A 16,908-nucleotide genomic window follows, 5' to 3' on the forward strand; every position below is an offset into this window, starting at 1 on the left:
TGCGCGATGCTATGTTGGGCCTGGTCTTTTGGGAAGGCCATGTCGTCGATTGATCCCACGAGCGGGCGGTCGACTCTCTGTTTCACTCCCTTCCTGAAGATTCCCTGCAGCGACCGCGACGTGGGGGCTGCGGCAGTGACTGTCTCCTGCTCCACGAGAGTCGGCGGCGCTTGGCGCGCGATCGATGCTGGTTTCCGGGGCTCGATACTTCACTCCGAGTTTTGGCCCTTTCGGAAAGCGCCTTCAGCACCGGCGCGGGTTTCAAGGCCATGATCGCAAAATTGCTCTCGTGGCACTTTTGAGCTGTTGGTCACAAACGCCGAGGGCCTCGCCGCGCAGAGCGTGACTCAGCGCTACAAGTCGCTTGCCAACATCGAGCGCGGCGTCAAGGTGCTCAAGTCCGAGATCGAGATCGGCCCGGTGTATCACGGCCTACCCGAGCGGATCCGCGCGCATGCGTCGATCTGTTTCCTGGCGCTCCGGGGTTCGACACTTAACCCCGATTTTCGCCCCTTTTCGGAAAGTGCCTTCAGCACCGGCGCGGGTTTCAAGGCCATGATCGCAAAAGCGCTGTGGTGGCACGTTTGTAACAGTAACCCTCAAACTTGACGGCACTTTGTAGGTCGCTAAAGTGGCGGCATGCACGTCAAGCTCACCACCTCTGGAGGCCGCCGCTACGTCCAACTCGTCGAGTCCTATCGCGACGAGGCGGGACGAGTGAAGAAGCGCACCGTCGCCACGCTCGGGCGCGCCGAGCAGGTCGATGGGTCGCTCGACGCAGTGATCAACGGCCTGCTGAAGATCACCGGTCGCGCGCCGATGGGCGCCAAGCCGCCGGCGCCCACGGTGTCGTTCGAGTCCGCGCGCGCGCTCGGTAACGTGTGGGCGCTGACCGAGCTGTGGAAATCGCTCGGTTTCTCCGGGTTGCGCCGGGTGTTCCGCCGCACGCGCCGTACCACGGACGTGGAAGCGCTGATCCGGCTGATGGTGCTCAACCGCCTGTGCGACCCCGAATCCAAACTCGGCGTGCTGCGCTGGGTACAGACGGTGGCGCTGCCCGACTTCGGGCCGAAGGCGGTCACGCACCAGCAATTGCTGCGCAGCCTTGATGCCCTGATGGACCACCAGGATGAGGTCGATGCGGTGATCGCCGGGCTGCTGCGCCCACTGATCGACCAGGATCTGTCGGTGGTGTTCTACGACCTCACCACGATCCGTAGCGAAGGACTCAGCCAACAGGCTGGCGACGTGCGCCAGTACGGCATGGCCAAGGAAGGACTGATCGCCCGCCAGTTCATGCTCGGCGTGGTGCAGACCGCCGAGGGGCCGCCGATCTACCACGAGGTGTTCGACGGCAACACGGCCGAGACCCGGACCCTGTTGCCCACGCTCACCAAGGTGCTCGATCGCTTCCCGTCGGTGCAGCGCCTGGTGCTGGTCGCTGACCGGGGGCTGCTCAGCTTGGACAATCTGGAGGCGCTGAAAGCCGTACGCCTGGCCAGCGGCAAGCCGCTCGAATTCATCGTCGCCGTGCCGGGCCGGCGCTACAACGAGTTCATCGAGCTGCTCGAACCCTTCCACGAACAGCAGTGCGCCACCGCTACCCAGGAAGTGATCTCGGAGCGGTCCTGGAACGAGCTGCGGCTGGTGGTCGCGCACGACCCGGTGACGGCCACCACGAAGACCGAACAACGCAACGAACGCATCGACGCGCTGATCCGCCAGGCAGACCAATGGAGCGGCAAGCTCACCGAACAAGACGAAGGCGTGAAGCACCGGGGGCGCAAACTCTCGGATAGCGGCGCCAAGGCGCGCTTCTACCATGCGGTCAGCGAAGCGCACCTGTCGCGCATCATCAAGGTGGATCTGGGCGAGGAGCTCTTCAGCTACCACATCGACGACAAGGCGAAGCGCCTTGCCGAAATGATGGACGGCAAGCTGCTGCTGGTGACCAATGCCGAGGGGCTCGCCGCGCAGAACGTGATTCAGCGCTACAAGTCGCTCGCCGATATCGAGCGCGGCTTCAAAGTGCTCAAGTCCGAGATCGAGATCGGTCCGGTATATCACCGCCTGCCCGAGCGGATTCGAGCGCATGCGTCGATCTGCTTCATGGCGTTGATCCTGCATCGAGTGATGCGTAGCCGCCTCAAGGCGGCCGACGCGGGCTACACGCCCGAGCGCGCGCTCGAGCAACTACAGCGTATCCAGCATCACCGGGTGCGCCTGAACGGCGGTGAGCCGGTGGCCGGGGTGTCGACGCTCAGCACGGAGCAGAGTGAGGTGCTTCATGCATTAGGAATCGAAAAACCAGCGGCGCCGGAGCAGCTGGCGCTGTTGTAGTGGCATTTTTGAAAGTGCGCTCTAGCAAAAACAAGCACTTGCGGGCGTAACTGTCGAACTCGGGGGCGCTGATCCTGCGTCGGGTCATGCGTAGCCGACCCAATGCCGCCGACGCGGGATACACGCCCGAGCGGACACTCGAGCAACTACAGCGCATCCAGCATCACCGGGTTCGCCTGAGCGGCGGCGAGCCGGTCGGGGTGTCGATGTTCATCACGTAGCAGAGCGAGGTGCTTCATGCATCAGGAGTCGAGAAGCCAGCTGCGCCGGAGCAGTTGGCGCTGTTGTAGTGGCACGTTTTTGAAAGTGCGTTCTCGAAAAAATACGCATTTGCGAGTGAAACTGTCGAACTCGTGGGGCCTTGATGAACTTGCCACGCTCGGGTAGTGCACCTGCACCTGGGCCAGCGCCGCCAAGGCCCGTGAGTAGATACGATCGGTACCTCATGGCGCGGGCGAAGTCGCGTGCTTGACGCGGATTGACCACGGCGACACGCGAACCCCGCTTGCCTGCAGGGCTCAGGCTAGATCCGGTTCGAGGCCACTGTTAGCCTCCGTCACGATCAGTTCGACCGTATGCCCGGCCACGGCCGTGATCATCGTCTTGTGGCTGGCGTCGTCGTTGGAAAACGTCCGCGCGGCCGTCGTCACACCCAAGGCAGCATCGAAACTCAGCTTGGCGATGTCGATGCCCAGAACGATCGATTCGTGCATGTTCCTACCCTCCCATCCTTGCAAAAGCGATGTTCAGTCCAGCAACTGCTCGGGCTCCGGAGGAGGCGCGTCATATGCTCACACACGGGCTTCCAAGTCCCGAGGGGTGACAGGCTGCGCCACCATCTCGCGCTGTTGATTAATGGATGATGGCCTGTCGGCCGCCGGGCTGCTTTCCGTGGAAAGGTCTGACGGCTTTCCCACGGCGCGACCCTTCGCCCACAAGCTCCAAAGGGCACCGATCGTTTCTATAAAGATCAATCCGGAAGATACAAGGGGGAAGGTGCCGGGCCGGACGGTGAGAGCGCACCGAATGAAGGGGCGTAGAGGAACCTCGAAGTGACCCGGAAGCCAGATTCTTAGACGCGTCTAAGAAGATAGGCTAAAAAGCCGCAAAACACGTTGGTAAAAGTTAACGCTACATGAACTTCGACCAGATCGAGGAATTCCGCTCGGTCGCGGATACGGTGGAAGTCTGAGGCGGTAGCTAGCTGGAAGCCTGGGACGGCCGGGAGGCCGTCTCGCGCGAAAACCCCTCGTCAGAGTGTCTGGCGGGGGGTTTTGCTTTATGCGGGCGTGAATGCGCATGAAGTTCCACATCTGCCGAGGCGCTCGACAATTCGAACGCCTATGTCGAGCAGCACGGCTTGCCGCTCGCGCAGTTTCGGAACTTCTGATGGCACGCTTCGATGTCTACCGGAACAGCGCGGGCGAGGGCTTTCTGCTCGACGTTCAAGCCGACCTGCTGAGCCACCTGAATACCCGGGTCGTCGTGCCGCTGCTGCTGCCCGGTTGCCACATCCGCCTGCAGCGCCAGACGCTCGAGCGGGCGGAGGGTTCAAAGCCGATGAGCATCCACTGGCGGCTGGGTGTGCCTTTGCCCGGGCGGCTGTTCAGGGACTTCAGCATCTTGAGAGGGGCGTGAGCGGCAGGGGTGGGCGGTCTGAGTGGGAAGATTTGCGCTTGGCGCCGCGCCTGCAAGCGCTCGCAGGTGGAGGATAATCGGCGCATGAAAACACGCCGCCTCCCCTCCCGCATCGTCTGCCTCACCACCGAAACCGTCGAAGTCCTCTACGCCCTGGGCGAGGAAGCCCGTATTGCGGGCATCACGGGTTACACCGTGATCCCGCCGCGCGCGCGCAAGGAGAAGCCCAAGGTGTTTGCCTTCTCCAGCGGCGACCTGGAGAAGATCCTCGCGGTCAATCCCGACCTGGTGCTGGGTTTTTCCGACATGCAGGCCGACGTGGCGCGCGACCTGATCAAGGCGGGCGTGGCGGTGCATGTGTTCAACCAGCGCAGCGTGGACGGCATCCTGGCGATGATCGAGACGCTGGGCCGCCTGACCGGGGCGGAGGATCGTGCGCTGGCCCTGGTCGAGGAGCTCGAGGCGACGATGGCGGCGGTGCGTGCGCAGGCTGCTGCGCTGCCGCGGCGACCGCGGGTCTATTTCGAGGAGTGGGACGAGCCGCCGATCAGTGCGGTGGGCTGGGTGTCGGAGCTGATCGGGATCGCTGGCGGCGAGGATGTCTTCGCCGAGCGCGCATGCCATCCGGGCGCGGCCCAGCGCATCCTGGCCGATCCCCTGGAGGCGGCCAGGCGGGCGCCGGACATCGTGGTCGGCTCGTGGTGTGGCAAGCGATTCCGCCCCGAGCGCGTGGCAGCGCGCGCCGGCTGGGAGGACGTACCGGCAGTGCGCGATGGCGAATTGCACGAGGTGAAATCGGCGTTGATTCTGGCGCCCGGACCGGTGGCGATCCGCGAAGGCTTGCCGGCGCTGGCCGAGCTGATTGCGCGCTGGGCAGTGCGCCAACACGCCTGAGGCGGCAACGGCGGCGGCGCTGTACAGCCGGCCCGCTGGCAGTGCGGGATTCGTGGCCTGCCTTGCCTTGCCGGGCCGCGCTGCGCCGGATACGCTCACGTCATTGAACACGTTTCGAGAGGCAATCTGCCCACCATGAGCCCTTCCACTCGTAGCGAAGCCCAGCAGCGCGTTGACGATATCCATGCCTTTCGTGTGGAACTCGCCCGCCTCGAAGGCGAGGGCGTGCTCCAACTCGAGCGCGCACAGCGGCAGGCGCTGACGCGCCACCACGACAGCGTGCTGGACGACTTTGCGGTGCGCTTCGACATCGACCGCGACACCCAGGCGCGCCAGCTCTCCCTGGGCATGCGTGTGGCCTCATTCCTCGGCGCACTGGCCTTGGCGGCGAGTGTGTTCTTTCTGTTCTACCAGTTCTGGGGCTTCTTCACCGAGACCGCCCAGGTTGTGACCCTGATCGGCGCCAGCCTGGCCAGCCTGGGGCTCACGGCATGGATCCAGGGCCGCGATGCTTCGGGCTACTTCACCAAGCTTGCGGCCATGGTGGCGTTTGCCTGCTTCGTGCTCAACCTCTACATGCTGGGGCAGATCTTCAACGTCACACCGTCGGATACGGTGCTGCTGCCCTGGGCCACGTTCGCCTTCCTGCTTGCCTACCGTTATGACTTGCGTCTGCTGCTGGCTGCGGGCATTTGCTGCGTCATCGCCTGGGTGTCGGCGAGGGTGGGGGCCTTTGGTGGCGTGTACTGGCTGTCGGCCGGTGAGTGGCCTGAGCATTACTTCCCGGTCGGTGCTCTGCTACTCGCAGTGCCGATGCTGATTTCGCATCGGCGCTTTGCCGGCTTCGAGGCCATCTATCGTGTGTTCGGCTTGCTTTGCTTGCTGGTGCCGATGCTGATCCTGGGGCACTGGGGGCGGGGCAGTCACCTGGACATCGACCCCTGGCTCATCGAGGGCGGCTATCAGGTGGCGGGCTTTGTGGTCAGTGCGCTGGCGATCTGGATGGGCGCACGGCGCTCGTGGAACGACATGGTCAACACCGGCATCGTGTTCTTCGTGATCCTTCTCTATACCAAGTTCTTCGACTGGTGGTGGGCCATCATGCCGAAATGGTTGTTCTTCCTCGTGCTCGCGCTGTCGGCGATCCTGGTCCTGGTCGTGCTACGGCGTCTGCGTGGGCGCGGGGTGCCGGCATGAACACGCGTACGCTTACCCTGGCCTTGGGGGCCGCAATAATCGTGGTGGCCAATGCTGTCGCTTTGGGCGGGGTCGCCTGGAACCGTAGCGGCGAACCCGAGAGCCGCCTGGCGCTGTCGCAGCGCGAACTGGCGAAGACGGCTGAATGGCGGGCTCACCATGAGGACAGCGGCCTCGCACTGTCGTTGAAATGGCGCATACCGCGCGCCGGGCAGGAAGCTTACGAGAAGAACGGCTACTGGAGCTATGGCGGCAGCCCGTCCTGGCTGGACGAGCGCCGCCTTGCCGAGCTGGGTTTCGACGTTGAGCGTGCGAAGGCGCAAGGGGCAGGGCAGCAGCCTTACCTGCGCAAGTCAGAGCGTGAGGTGCTGGTCGTGCTCGAGCTGGCCGGAGCGGCCTGGGAGCAGGCGCTGGAGGGGGCTCGCCGCAACCTCGCCGACAAGCAGGCTGCGCTGGCGGCGGAGCCCGATGCAGAGCAGGCCATCCGTGCGGAGAAGCAGGCGCGCGACTGGCTGGAGCGTGAAGAACGCCACAATAGCCGCCTCTTTGCCATTGATGCCGGCACTGATCTTGCAGGCCTGCGCGCGCAGTACCCCGACCGAAGCCGCTACATGATCCTGACTGCCCACCTGCGCCTGCATCGCAGTGCGAACGGCGACGAAGTCGTGCTGGGGGGATACCTGAACACCCGCGCCGGACACCGCATCAATGTGCCGCATGCCTTGCGCGGTGCTTTTGCCGCTGCGCGGGTGGCGGAGGTGTACGAGGTGTATGAGGCGAGCGGAGCGGCGCCGTTTGGCGTGGTGCTTGCGGTGGGGCGGCGGCTTGAGCCGTGGATCGAGTCTGTCGTGCAGCGTTGAACGGGCACCGGTGCGCGGCGCCGTAATTGCCTTTGAAGGCTCGCGGCTTGCGCCGCTCCTACGGCCAACCCAGCGCGCGTCTCCCCCGTAGGAGCGGCGCCAGCCGCGAGCTTTTCCGAGCCAGACCCAGGCGGCATCGCATTCAACCCCTCGCGGCTGGCGCCGCTCCTGCAGCGCTCCAACCGCTGCCGATCGCTCCCTGTAACTGCGAGCTTCTGGGCGTCCCCGCTTTGACCGTCAAGCCTTGCGGTGAAGCGAGGCGGGTGGGGAAGCGAAGAGGGTGATCGAGAACTAGAATGAAAGCGAAGGGTCCAGTATCCGAAGCGTAGAAGGAGACCGCAATGAGCCCGATTTCCGCCCCCCAGGCGAGCGGCATGCAGCAGTATGGCGCCAACGTCCAGCAGGGCGCTGGCGCGGCGCGGGCGCAGCCCTTGCCGACCCGGGCCGAGGCCCGTGAGCAGCTCAACGTGCAGATTCTGCAGTCGTCGATGGAGGTCTCGATCCGCTCCGGTGATGAATCACTCGCCCTGTTGCTGAGGTCGGCAATCGAAGGTATTAATGCGGCGCTCGCGCCGACGCTCGGCCCTGATGCGTTGCAGAACGCAATGACCCAGGACAACTCGGCTGAGGCAACGGCCGAACGTATCGTGTCGATGTCGACAGGCTTTTTCGAGGCTTATGCGTCGGGCCGGCCGGGCGAGGATGCCGAGACGGTGTTGCGCGATTTCATCGACGTGATCCGCGGGGGCTTCGAGCAGGGCTACAACGAGGCGCGTGACATACTGAGCGGGCTGGGGGTGTTCAATGGCCAGGTCGAAGCCGACGTGATGAAGACGCGTGAACTGGTGCTGCAGGGGTACGACCGCTTCATCCTCGACCGCCTGCCGACGGCCGACCAGCAGGCCTGAGCCTTGCGTTGGCCGTCAGCCTTGCTGCGGTGCCGAGGCCTTGAACCAGGCCTCGAGAAACTCCACGCACACGCGCAGCTTGGCCGAGTGTGACAGCCGCGAGGGGTAGACGGCATACACGTCGGCTTCTTGCGCATAGTCGGGCAGGACGCGAACCAGTTCGCCGCTGGCGAGGCTCGGGCCAACGTCCCAGATCGAGCGCAGGATGATGCCGTGGCCATCGACTGCCCAGCGTCGCACCACCTCGCCATTGTTTGCAGACAACGGGCCGCCGACGCGGACCGTTTCCAGCCCCTGCGGGCCGCGCAGGCTCCAGCGCCCGAAATCCTGGTCGCGCTCACGGATCACGATGCAGTCGTGCGCAGCCAGCGCTTGCAGGCTGCTCGGGGCGCCGCGGCGTTCGAGGTAGGCGGGAGTGGCGCACAGGACGCGAGCGTTACCGGCGATGCGGCGCGAGATCAGGTTGGCTTCCTGCACCGTACCGATGCGAACGTCGAGTTGGAAGCCTTCGCCCACCAGGTCGACCGGGCGGTCGAGCAGTTCGAGCTGGATCTCCAACGCGGCATAGCGCTTGGCGAGTGCGGACAGCGCGGGGGCGAGGCAATTGCGGCCGAACCCGGAGCTGCAGCACAGCCGCAGCAATCCGGCCGGCTCGGCGCGGTGGCTGCTGATTGCCTCGGTCATCTGGTCGACATTGTCGAGTATGCGCTGGGCCCACTGGTGGACGATGTCGCCCTGCTCGGTGATGCGCAGGCTGCGTGTGCTGCGATGTACAAGGCGGGTTTGCAGGTTCTGCTCCAGCAGTGCGATCCGCTTGCTGATCAAGGCCTTGGAGACGCCGAGTTCGCGTGCCACGGCGCTGAAACTGCGCTGGCGCACGAGTTCGCAGAAGAGACGGAGGTCTTCGAGTTGGGGTCTATTGTTCACTATTCATGTACATCGAGTTCACGCTTTCCTGGATTGTAGCTTTTTGGGTGAACGCTAAGCTTGGCGCTCGTGGCATGAGGATGCCAAAAAAGTCGTTTGGGCCAAGTGGAGGGAGCGGGAATGAAGACACACAGGATTGCGGTCATTGCAGGAGACGGAATTGGCAACGAGGTGATGCCGGAAGGCCTGCGCGTGGTGGAGGCGGCCGCGCGCAAGTTCGGCATCGGCTTGGCGTTCACCACCTTCGACTGGGCGCATTGCGGCTACTACGAGAGGCACGGGCAGATGATGCCGGCGGACTGGTTCGAGCAGCTCCGAGGTTTCGATGCGATCTACTTCGGCGCGGTGGGCTGGCCTGACAAGGTGCCCGATCACATTTCGCTGTGGGGCTCGCTGCTCAAGTTCCGGCGTGATTTCGACCAGTACGTGAACCTGCGCCCGGTGCGCCTGATGCCGGGTGTCCCCTGCCCACTGGCAAACCGGAAGGTCGGTGACATCGACTTTTACGTGGTGCGTGAGAATACCGAGGGCGAGTACTCGGCGATCGGGGGGCGCATGTTTGAGGGCACCGAGCGCGAAACGGTGATCCAGGAGTCGATCTTTACGCGCAAGGGTGTCGACCGGGTGCTGAAGTACGCGTTCGAGCTGGCGCAGCAGCGGCCGAAGAAGCATCTGACCTCGGCGACCAAGTCGAACGGGATGGCGATCAGCATGCCGTACTGGGACGAGCGTGTTGAGAACATGGCTGCCGCCTACCCCGATGTGCGCTGGGATAAGTACCACATCGACATCCTGACCGCGCGCTTCGTGCTCAGCCCGGAGCGCTTCGACGTGGTGGTGGCCTCAAACCTGTTCGGCGACATCCTGTCCGACCTGGGCCCGGCGTGCGCGGGGACGATCGCGATTGCGCCCTCGGCCAATCTCAACCCCGAGCGCAGCTTCCCGTCCCTGTTCGAGCCGGTTCATGGTTCGGCGCCAGACATTTACGGACGCAACATCGCCAATCCGGTGGGCATGATCTGGTCCGGGGCGATGATGCTCGACTTCCTGGGCAACGGGGATGCGGCCCATACCGCTGCACACGATGCCATCCTGCGTGCAATCGAGACCACGCTTGCCGAGGGGCCGCGCACGCCCGACATGGGTGGTACGGCCAGCACCAGCGACATCGGCAGGGCAATCGCCGCGGCGCTGTAAACGCAGCTGCCCGCCTGGGTGGCGGGCAGCGGGCGACGCTTGGCGGGGCCCCAGGGGTGTTACTTGTCTTCGCCGTTCTGGCCGCGGACGATGAGCACGCTGATGCCGACCTTGCGCACGAGGTTCTCCGCCACGCTGCCGAGCAGCAGTCGGCGTACGCCGCGGCGGCCATGGGAGCCGACCACCAGCAGGTCCGCACCCGAGCTCTTGACCGCTTCGGCGATCAGGTCGTCGGTGTGTTCGCCATGGCCGCGCAGCATGTGGATGCGCGCGTTTACACCTGCAGCCTGTGCCTGCTCGAGCGCGCGCTTCAGTACGCCCTTGCCGCCAGACTCGAGCGCGTCCTTGAGTTGATTGGCGTTGGAGGTGGTGACCCCGCCGCTGTGGAAGACATGGACGAGGTGCTCGTCGATGGCGTGGGCGATCTCGAGCAGCGCGCCGTGCACCTTGGCGACGCCGATGGCTTCGTCGAGTGCCTTCTGCGAGGTGCGGCTCTCGTCGATGGCGATGAATACGTGTTTGTACATGCGTGACTCCTGTCGTGAGGGCGGGCGGCCCGCGTACTGTGCAGCCGCCCGCAGGGGGTCAGTCCAGGCCCTTGGCCGTGTTTGCCGGGTTGACGAACTTGCGCTGGAAGGCGAATACCACGCCTGCAGCAGCCAGGCCGATGAGGTCGGAGGCGAGGCCGCCTGCGATCATCGCCAACGCTGCCAGGATAAGCACAACACGCAGCGCCAGGTTGACCAGGCCGAAGAACCAGCCCTGGATGCCCGAGGCGAGCAGGTAGATGCCGAAGGCCGCGGTGACGAAGGCGTGCAGGTTCTCGTACCAGGCGCCTTGCATGAGCAGCGGCGCGGCATAGAAGAACATGAACGGAACCACGAAGGCGGCAAGGCCGAACTTGAAGCTCTCGACACTGGTCTTCATCGGGTCCGACTGCGCAATGGCGGCACCGGCGTAGGCTGCGAGCGCGACCGGCGGCGTGATGGCCGACATGACTGCGTAGTAGAAGATGAAGAAGTGCGCCGTCAGTGGTTCGATGCCGAGCTGGATCAGGCCCGGGGCGATGACACTGGCGGCCACCGCGTAGGCAGCCGTTGTCGGCATGCCCATGCCCAGGATGATCGACACGCACATCGCGAAGAACAGCGCCACCAGCTGACTCTGGCCGGCGAGCTCGAGCAGCATCGACGAGAAGCGGGTGCCGATGCCGGTGAGCGCAATGACGCCGACGATGACACCCGCTGCGGCGCACACGGCGACGAGCTGCAGCGACATGCGGGCGGCGATCTCGAAGGCGTAGAGGATCTCCTTCACGCCCATGCGGAAGGGCGTGAACCAGCTCACCACCGCGGCGGCGGCCATGGCCAGCGTGCCGGCGCGGATCACCGAGTAGCCCATGAAGAGGGCGCCGATCAGGGTGAAGATGGGAATGAACAGGAAGGCCTGGCGGGCGAGCTTGCCGAACTCGGGCAGGTCTTCGCGCGGCAGGCCGCGCATGCCCTTCTTCAGCGCTTCCTTGTCGACCATGAAATAGATCGACAGGAAATACAGAGCGGCCGGGATGATGGCGGCGATCACGATGTCCGAGTACGCGATACCTGTGATCTCGGCCATGATGAAGGCGCCGGCGCCCATGATCGGCGGCAGGATCTGGCCGCCGGAGGAGGCGGCTGCCTCGACCGAGGCCGCCGTCTGCGGTGTGTAGCCGACGCGCTTCATCAGCGGGATGGTGAGCGAACCGGTGGACACGACGTTGCCGGCCGAGGTGCCGTTGATGGTGCCCATCAGTGCCGACGAGAACACCGCGACCTTGGCCGGCCCGCCGCGCGCACCGCCTGCGGCAGCGAAGGCGAAGTTCACGAAGTACTCGCCCACGCGGCTGGCCTGCAGAAAGGCTGCGAAGGTGATGAACAGAATGATGTAGGTGGACGAGATCGCCGTGGTCGGGCCCAGGATGCCGTTGTCGGTGTAGATGAAGGCGAAGAAGCGCGCCGGGGCATAGCCCTTGTGCTCGAGCACGCCGGGGAGCCAGGGGCCGACGAAGCCGTAGAGGATGAATACGGAGACGATCGCGACCAGGGCGAGGCCGGCGAGGCGGCGGGTCATCTCCAGAATGAGCAGAATGCCGGCGATCGAGGCAAACATGTCATTGAAGTGGGGGAAGACCTGGGCGCGGATACGCAGGAACTCGGCGTGCGAGATGATGTAGGCGCCGACCGTGATTGCGGCGACGGCCATCAGCACGTCGGGCAGGGCGACGCGGTCGCGGGCGTGGGTGGGTGAAACCCATGAGGCGATCAGCGCAAGCGTGGTGCCGCCGACCAGGGGGTAGCCGAAGGTCCACAGCATCGCATCCTTGGGGGCACCGGTCTTGACCAGTTCGCCGGAGGTGATGGCGAGCATGATCTGGCCCAGGGCGATCAGGATCATCACCGCGGCAGGCAGCAGCAACGCCCACTCGAGCGGACTGAGCGCCTTTTTGCCGGCAGGTTCGGCCGGGAACGCACGCCCCGAAAAATAGATGAAGCCGAGCGCCAGGCCAGCGGCGACGTGGGTCAGGCGGAACACCCAGGTCTCCAGCGGGTAGAAGTTCATCACCCCGATGTGGAACGCGGTGTACAGGATGCAGAGGGCGGCGAAGACCCATGCAAGCTTGCCGGTGAATACGCGCTGGTTGGCGACGACGACTTCGGCGTCGACGCCCGCTGCGATGTTGTCCTTGTCGCGAATCTCGAAGTCGCTGGCTGGACCGGCCGTGTTCGCCGATTGCGGCGCTTGGCTGTTCATTGGGAGTCCTCCCGGTGCTGTTCTCGTTGGGATAGGGTCAAAAAAAGGGCCAGAGTCGCGGCATCGCGTTGCTCTGGCCCTTTGTCAGCGCAGGCTTCAGTCCTTGAGCTTGGCCGGGAGCGTGATGCCCTTCTCTTCGTAATAGCGCACGGCACCCGGGTGGTAGGGCAGGAAGCCGTTCTTGTCGACGTTCTCGAGCAGGGTCTCGGAGGCCGCGCTATGGATCTGCATCATGCGCGGATTGTTCTCCATCACCAGCTTGGTGATCTCGTAGGCGAGGCTGGCGGGCATGTCCTTGTGCGCCGTGGCGAAGTTCCACATGGCCACGGTGTTCTGGTCATAGTCGTGCCCGGAGTAGGTGCCGGCCTTGATCGTCAGCGCGGAAACCTCGGGGTGCTTGTCGAGGATCTTCGGCAGTTCGGTGTCATTGAAGCCGAACATCACCACCTTGGCTTCGGCTGCGAGCTGGCTGAAGGCCGAGATCGGGATACCCGCGGCGAAGCAGAAGGCGTCGAGCAGGCCGTCCTGCAGCTGGCTGGCAGCATCGGATGCGCCCGAGTTGGACTGGCGCGGCTTGACATCGAGGGTCGCCATGAAGCGCGGCCAGTAGGTGCCCGGGGTGCCGCCCGCGGGGCCGACGCTGACGCGCTTGCCGTTGAGGTCGCTCACCGCCTTGATGCCGGAACTGGCCATGGTGATGCACTGGAAGGGCGTCTGGTACATCGGGAACAAGGCGCGGACATCGGTGTGCGGCAGGCCGGGTGCGAGTTCGCTCTTGCCGTTCCAGGCGTCGTACATCGGGCCCATGGTGACCAGGCCGATGCCGTGCTCCTTCATCTGCACCAGGGTGGCGTTCTGCACCGGGCCGCCGGTCACTTCGCCGCTGGCGGTGATGCCGAACGTCTCGCCGATGTAGGCGGCGAGGCCGTTGCCATACACGAAGTAGGTACCGCCCTGGCTCGCCGTGCCCACCGTGAGGGCGCGCGGCCAACCGGTACGGTCCTGGGCGATGGCTGCGCCTGCGCTGACGAGCGTGGCGCCGGCAACGACGGCTGCGATGGTTTTGACGAATCCTTTCATACCTGTCTCCTGGTCAAGTGGAATGGCCTTGCCGCACGAAGTGTTCGGTCGGCAGGTCAGACATCGCCCGGGCGGGCGAGCGCTGGTCGTGCGCCTCGCTTTGCTGCAAGGTCGCGGTCAGCTTGATGACAGGTTAGGCGCTCGGTCCGCCGCCGCCTATTGTGGATATCGCGTAAGGGATGCGCGCAGGCCCCACGCCTTCGCAATCTGCGCGTAGGAGTCGAGTCGGGCCTGGTGGTCGAAGATCTGCCCGGCGAGAATCAGTTCGTTGGCGCCGGTGCGTTCGACCAGGCGTGCGAGCGTATCGCGTACGCTGGCGGGGGAGCCGACTGCGGTGCACGCCAGGGACTGGTCGGCAAAGGCAAGTTCGGCGGTCGACCACTCGCGTTCGTTGAAGGCGTCCGGGGGCGGCAAGGGGCCGCGCAGGCCGCGCGCCATGGCGGCGAAGCGCAGCCGCAGCGAACGTAGCAGATGCTGCGCCTGCTCGTCGGTGTCGGCGGCGATGGCATTGGCAGCGACGATGACGTAGGGCGCTGCCAGCGCCTCCGAGGGCTGGAAGCGGTTGCGATAGAGCTCGACTGCTTCCATGAGCATGCGCGGGGCAAAGTGCGACGCGAAGCCGAAAGGCAGGCCGAAGTGGGCGGCGAGCTCTGCGCTGTAGAGGCTGGAGCCGAGCAGCCAGATCGGGACGTCGAGGCCAACCCCCGGTACGGCCATCACGGCTTGACCCGGGCGTGGTGGCTGGAAATAGCTGCGTAACTCGAGCACGTCCTGCGGGAAGCTGTTGTCGCTGTCCATGAGGTTGCGGCGCAGCGCGTGCGCGGTGATCTGGTCGGTGCCGGGCGCACGCCCGAGGCCGAGGTCGATGCGGCCGGGGAACAGGGACTCGAGCGTGCCGAACTGCTCTGCGATGACGAGCGGCGCATGGTTCGGCAGCATGATGCCACCGGCGCCGACGCGGATGCGGGTGGTCGCTGCGGCGACGTGACCGATGACCACCGCAGTTGCGGCGCTCGCGACGCCAGTCATGTTGTGGTGTTCGGCCAGCCAGTAGCGGGTGTAGCCGCAGCTGTCGGCGAGCTGCGCCAGTTCGCGGGTGTTGCGCAGCGCATCGGTCGCGCTGCTGCCGAGCGGGATGGGGGCGAGGTCCAGGATCGACAGCGGAACCGGTGGGGCGCTCGGGTACATGGCGGCTTGCTAGAATCGCGGCCTTCCATTACGCCACAGGCCCGACATGATTACCAGTAAGCCCGATATCGTGATCCTGACTGAAGACCGCTACGCGGTGATTGACGATACGGATTGGTATCAGGGCCAGATCGCGCGTGAGGAAGCCCTGCTCGAGGCTGCCCTGCGCAGGCAGGGTCTGGGCGTGGTGCGGCGCTCGTGGTCGGATCCCGGTATGGACTGGTCGGCGTGTCGGGCGGCGGTGTTCCGCTCGACCTGGGACTATTTCGACCGCTTCGACGCCTTCATGCCCTGGCTGGAGCAGGTGTCGGCCCGGACCCGCTTGATCAACGATGCCGAACTGATCCGCTGGAACGTCGACAAGCGCTACCTGGGCGATCTTGCAGGCCGTGGGATCGATATCGTGCCGACCCGATTCGTGATGCGTGGCGAGGACCTCAGCCTCGCCGAGGTGATGGCGGAGCAGGGTTGGGAGCAAGCCGTGTTCAAGCCGGTGGTGTCGGGCGCGGCACGGCTCACCCATCGTGTCGATCGTAGCGAGGCCGGTGCTCATGAGGGCCTCTTCGCGCGCTGCGTCGCCAACGAGGCGATGATGGTGCAGCGCTTCGAGGACGGCATCCTCGCCGATGGCGAAGTCTCGGTGGTGGTCATCGGCGGCGGCGTCACCCATGCAGTGCGCAAGACTGCACGCGCGGGCGATTTCCGCGTGCAGGACGATCATGGTGGGAGCGTGCATGCACATGAGCCAAGTGCGAGCGAGCGTGCCTTTGCGGAGGCCGTGGTCGCCGCCTGTCCTCAGTTGCCGGCCTACGCACGTGTCGATTTCGTACGCAGCATCGATGGCGGGTTCCGGTTGATGGAAGTCGAGCTGGTTGAGCCGGAGCTGTTCTTCCGCTTCCACCCGCCCGCAGCCGAGCGCCTGGCGGCGCTGATCGGTGAAATTCTGATTTGAATCAAGAAGATTGCTGCGGTGCACTAACACGAATCCCGGTAACGAATGCGTGCTTAGCGGTTAGAATGCGCGCCTTTCAAGCTTCCAGAGGTTTCACCATGATCCGCCGCACGCTGATGTTCGCCGCCCTGGCGCTCGCCACCCAGGCCGCGGTTGCCAAGGACTGGGACACCATCCGCTTCGCCACCGAGGGTGCTTACCCCCCGTTCAACACGGTCGACACCGCGGGCGCGGTACAGGGCTTCGATGTCGACATCGCCAACGCCTTGTGCGAGGAGCTGAAGGCCAGGTGCACCTGGGTCAAGCAGGAGTGGGACGGCATGATCCCGGCGCTGCTCAGCCGCAAGTTCGACGCTATCTCCGCTTCGATGTCGATCACCGAGGAGCGCAAGAAGCGGGTCGACTTCACCGACAAGTACTACGCCACCCCGCTTGGGCTGGTGGCGCGCAAGGACAGTGGGCTGCTGCCGACTCTGGAGTCGCTCAAGGGCAAGCGCATCGGTGTGCAGCGTGGCACGGTGGCGGACAACTTTGCCTCGCGCTTCTGGGCCAGCCAAGGCGTCACCGTGGTGCGCTACGCGCGTCAGGAAGAGGCCTATCTCGATCTCGCTGCGGGCCGCATCGATGCCAGCTGGGTCGATGCACTGATGGCCGACGGAGGCTTCCTTCGGCAGCCTGCGGGGGCGGACTATGCCTTCGGCGGCGGCCTGTACCACGGCAGCAATGAGGCCGAGAAGGGGGTCATCGGCGAGGGTGTCGGTATTGCGCTGCGCAAGCAGGATGCGGCGCTCAAGGACAAGCTCAACCAGGCCCTGGCGGCGATCCGCGCCAACGGCAAGTATGACGAGATCCGCAAGAAGTACTTCGAGTACGACATCTACGGCGATTGACCCAGATCCACGGCGACTGTGCGGGCGCTTGCCCGCCGCCCCGCCAG

The 16,908-nt window shown here is 65.0% G+C and carries 15 protein-coding genes and 3 pseudogenes; 12 read left to right on the forward strand and 6 right to left on the reverse strand.

What is annotated here, in order from left to right; translation table 11 throughout:
- Positions 1-303: 303 nt before the first annotated feature.
- The 3 genes and pseudogenes from C662_RS20235 to C662_RS20240 form a co-directional block, all read left to right on the forward strand.
- A pseudogene (locus tag C662_RS20235) lies at positions 304-480 on the forward strand (IS1634 family transposase); the annotation flags it as partial.
- A gap of 159 nt (positions 481-639) precedes the next feature.
- Positions 640-2,340: an IS1634 family transposase gene (locus C662_RS03225; RefSeq protein WP_002924898.1), complete on the forward strand. Its 1,701-nt coding sequence runs from the start codon at positions 640-642 to the stop codon at positions 2,338-2,340.
- Between the two features lie 65 nt (positions 2,341-2,405).
- A pseudogene (locus C662_RS20240) lies at positions 2,406-2,630 on the forward strand (IS1634 family transposase); the annotation flags it as partial.
- Between the two features lie 228 nt (positions 2,631-2,858).
- Here C662_RS20240 and C662_RS19745 read toward each other — a convergent pair.
- On the reverse strand, positions 2,859-3,053 hold the full coding sequence (locus C662_RS19745; RefSeq protein ID WP_002924899.1) for a hypothetical protein: 195 nt from the start codon (positions 3,051-3,053) through the stop codon (positions 2,859-2,861).
- A gap of 608 nt (positions 3,054-3,661) precedes the next feature.
- Between C662_RS19745 and C662_RS20740 the strand changes: the two are divergent.
- From C662_RS20740 to C662_RS03255, 6 genes and pseudogenes are all read left to right on the forward strand, one after another.
- Positions 3,662-3,730 (forward strand): annotated as a pseudogene (locus tag C662_RS20740) (type II toxin-antitoxin system CcdA family antitoxin); the annotation flags it as partial.
- Entirely contained in the window at positions 3,730-3,978 is a 249-nt protein-coding gene (locus C662_RS03235; protein WP_002924900.1) for a CcdB family protein, read from the forward strand. The pseudogene C662_RS20740 and the gene C662_RS03235, both read left to right, overlap by 1 nt.
- An 84-nt stretch (positions 3,979-4,062) precedes the next feature.
- On the forward strand, positions 4,063-4,872 hold the full coding sequence (locus tag C662_RS03240) for an ABC transporter substrate-binding protein (RefSeq protein ID WP_002924902.1): 810 nt from the start codon (positions 4,063-4,065) through the stop codon (positions 4,870-4,872).
- Positions 4,873-5,007: 135 nt separating this feature from the next.
- A complete protein-coding gene (locus tag C662_RS03245; RefSeq protein ID WP_002924905.1) occupies positions 5,008-6,069 on the forward strand; it encodes a DUF2157 domain-containing protein in 1,062 nt (353 codons plus the stop codon).
- The gene (locus C662_RS03250) at positions 6,066-6,929 is read left to right on the forward strand and encodes a DUF4824 family protein (RefSeq protein WP_002924906.1); all 864 of its coding nucleotides are present in this window, start codon (positions 6,066-6,068) and stop codon (positions 6,927-6,929) included. The genes C662_RS03245 and C662_RS03250 overlap by 4 nt, the downstream gene beginning before the upstream one ends.
- 341 nt (positions 6,930-7,270) lie before the next feature.
- On the forward strand, positions 7,271-7,837 hold the full coding sequence (locus tag C662_RS03255) for a DUF5610 domain-containing protein (protein ID WP_002924907.1): 567 nt from the start codon (positions 7,271-7,273) through the stop codon (positions 7,835-7,837).
- A gap of 15 nt (positions 7,838-7,852) precedes the next feature.
- Here the strand turns inward: C662_RS03255 and C662_RS03260 are convergent, their stop codons facing one another.
- On the reverse strand, positions 7,853-8,764 hold the full coding sequence (locus C662_RS03260; RefSeq protein WP_002924909.1) for a LysR family transcriptional regulator: 912 nt from the start codon (positions 8,762-8,764) through the stop codon (positions 7,853-7,855).
- A gap of 120 nt (positions 8,765-8,884) precedes the next feature.
- Here C662_RS03260 and C662_RS03265 point away from each other — a divergent pair, with 120 nt between their 5' ends.
- Positions 8,885-9,961, forward strand: coding sequence for a tartrate dehydrogenase (locus C662_RS03265; RefSeq protein WP_002924911.1), 1,077 nt, complete (start codon positions 8,885-8,887; stop codon positions 9,959-9,961).
- 59 nt (positions 9,962-10,020) lie between these two features.
- Here the strand turns inward: C662_RS03265 and C662_RS03270 are convergent, their stop codons facing one another.
- The 4 genes from C662_RS03270 to C662_RS03285 all read right to left on the reverse strand — a co-directional run bounded on the left by C662_RS03270 (position 10,021) and on the right by C662_RS03285 (position 15,019).
- Positions 10,021-10,488: a universal stress protein gene (locus C662_RS03270; RefSeq protein WP_002924913.1), complete on the reverse strand. Its 468-nt coding sequence runs from the start codon at positions 10,486-10,488 to the stop codon at positions 10,021-10,023.
- Between the two features lie 58 nt (positions 10,489-10,546).
- Positions 10,547-12,751, reverse strand: a complete 2,205-nt coding sequence (locus tag C662_RS03275; RefSeq protein ID WP_002924916.1) for a TRAP transporter permease — start codon at positions 12,749-12,751, stop codon at positions 10,547-10,549.
- 96 nt (positions 12,752-12,847) lie between these two features.
- Positions 12,848-13,831, reverse strand: coding sequence for a TAXI family TRAP transporter solute-binding subunit (locus tag C662_RS03280; RefSeq protein ID WP_002924917.1), 984 nt, complete (start codon positions 13,829-13,831; stop codon positions 12,848-12,850).
- Positions 13,832-13,987: 156 nt separating this feature from the next.
- The gene (locus C662_RS03285; protein ID WP_002924919.1) at positions 13,988-15,019 is read right to left on the reverse strand and encodes an LLM class flavin-dependent oxidoreductase; all 1,032 of its coding nucleotides are present in this window, start codon (positions 15,017-15,019) and stop codon (positions 13,988-13,990) included.
- 46 nt (positions 15,020-15,065) lie between these two features.
- On the opposite strand from C662_RS03285, the gene C662_RS03290 reads away from it, so the two are divergent.
- Together C662_RS03290 and C662_RS03295 are read left to right on the forward strand one after the other, a co-directional pair.
- A complete protein-coding gene (locus tag C662_RS03290; RefSeq protein ID WP_002924920.1) occupies positions 15,066-15,971 on the forward strand; it encodes an ATP-grasp domain-containing protein in 906 nt (301 codons plus the stop codon).
- Positions 15,972-16,069: 98 nt separating this feature from the next.
- Positions 16,070-16,861 carry an ABC transporter substrate-binding protein gene (locus C662_RS03295; protein WP_002924921.1) on the forward strand — a complete coding sequence of 264 codons (792 nt, stop codon included), beginning with the start codon at positions 16,070-16,072 and terminating at the stop codon, positions 16,859-16,861.
- Positions 16,862-16,908: the final 47 nt, after the last annotated feature.

This window comes from Thauera sp. 28 (genome assembly GCF_000310145.2).
GTDB lineage: Bacteria > Pseudomonadota > Gammaproteobacteria > Burkholderiales > Rhodocyclaceae > Thauera > Thauera mechernichensis.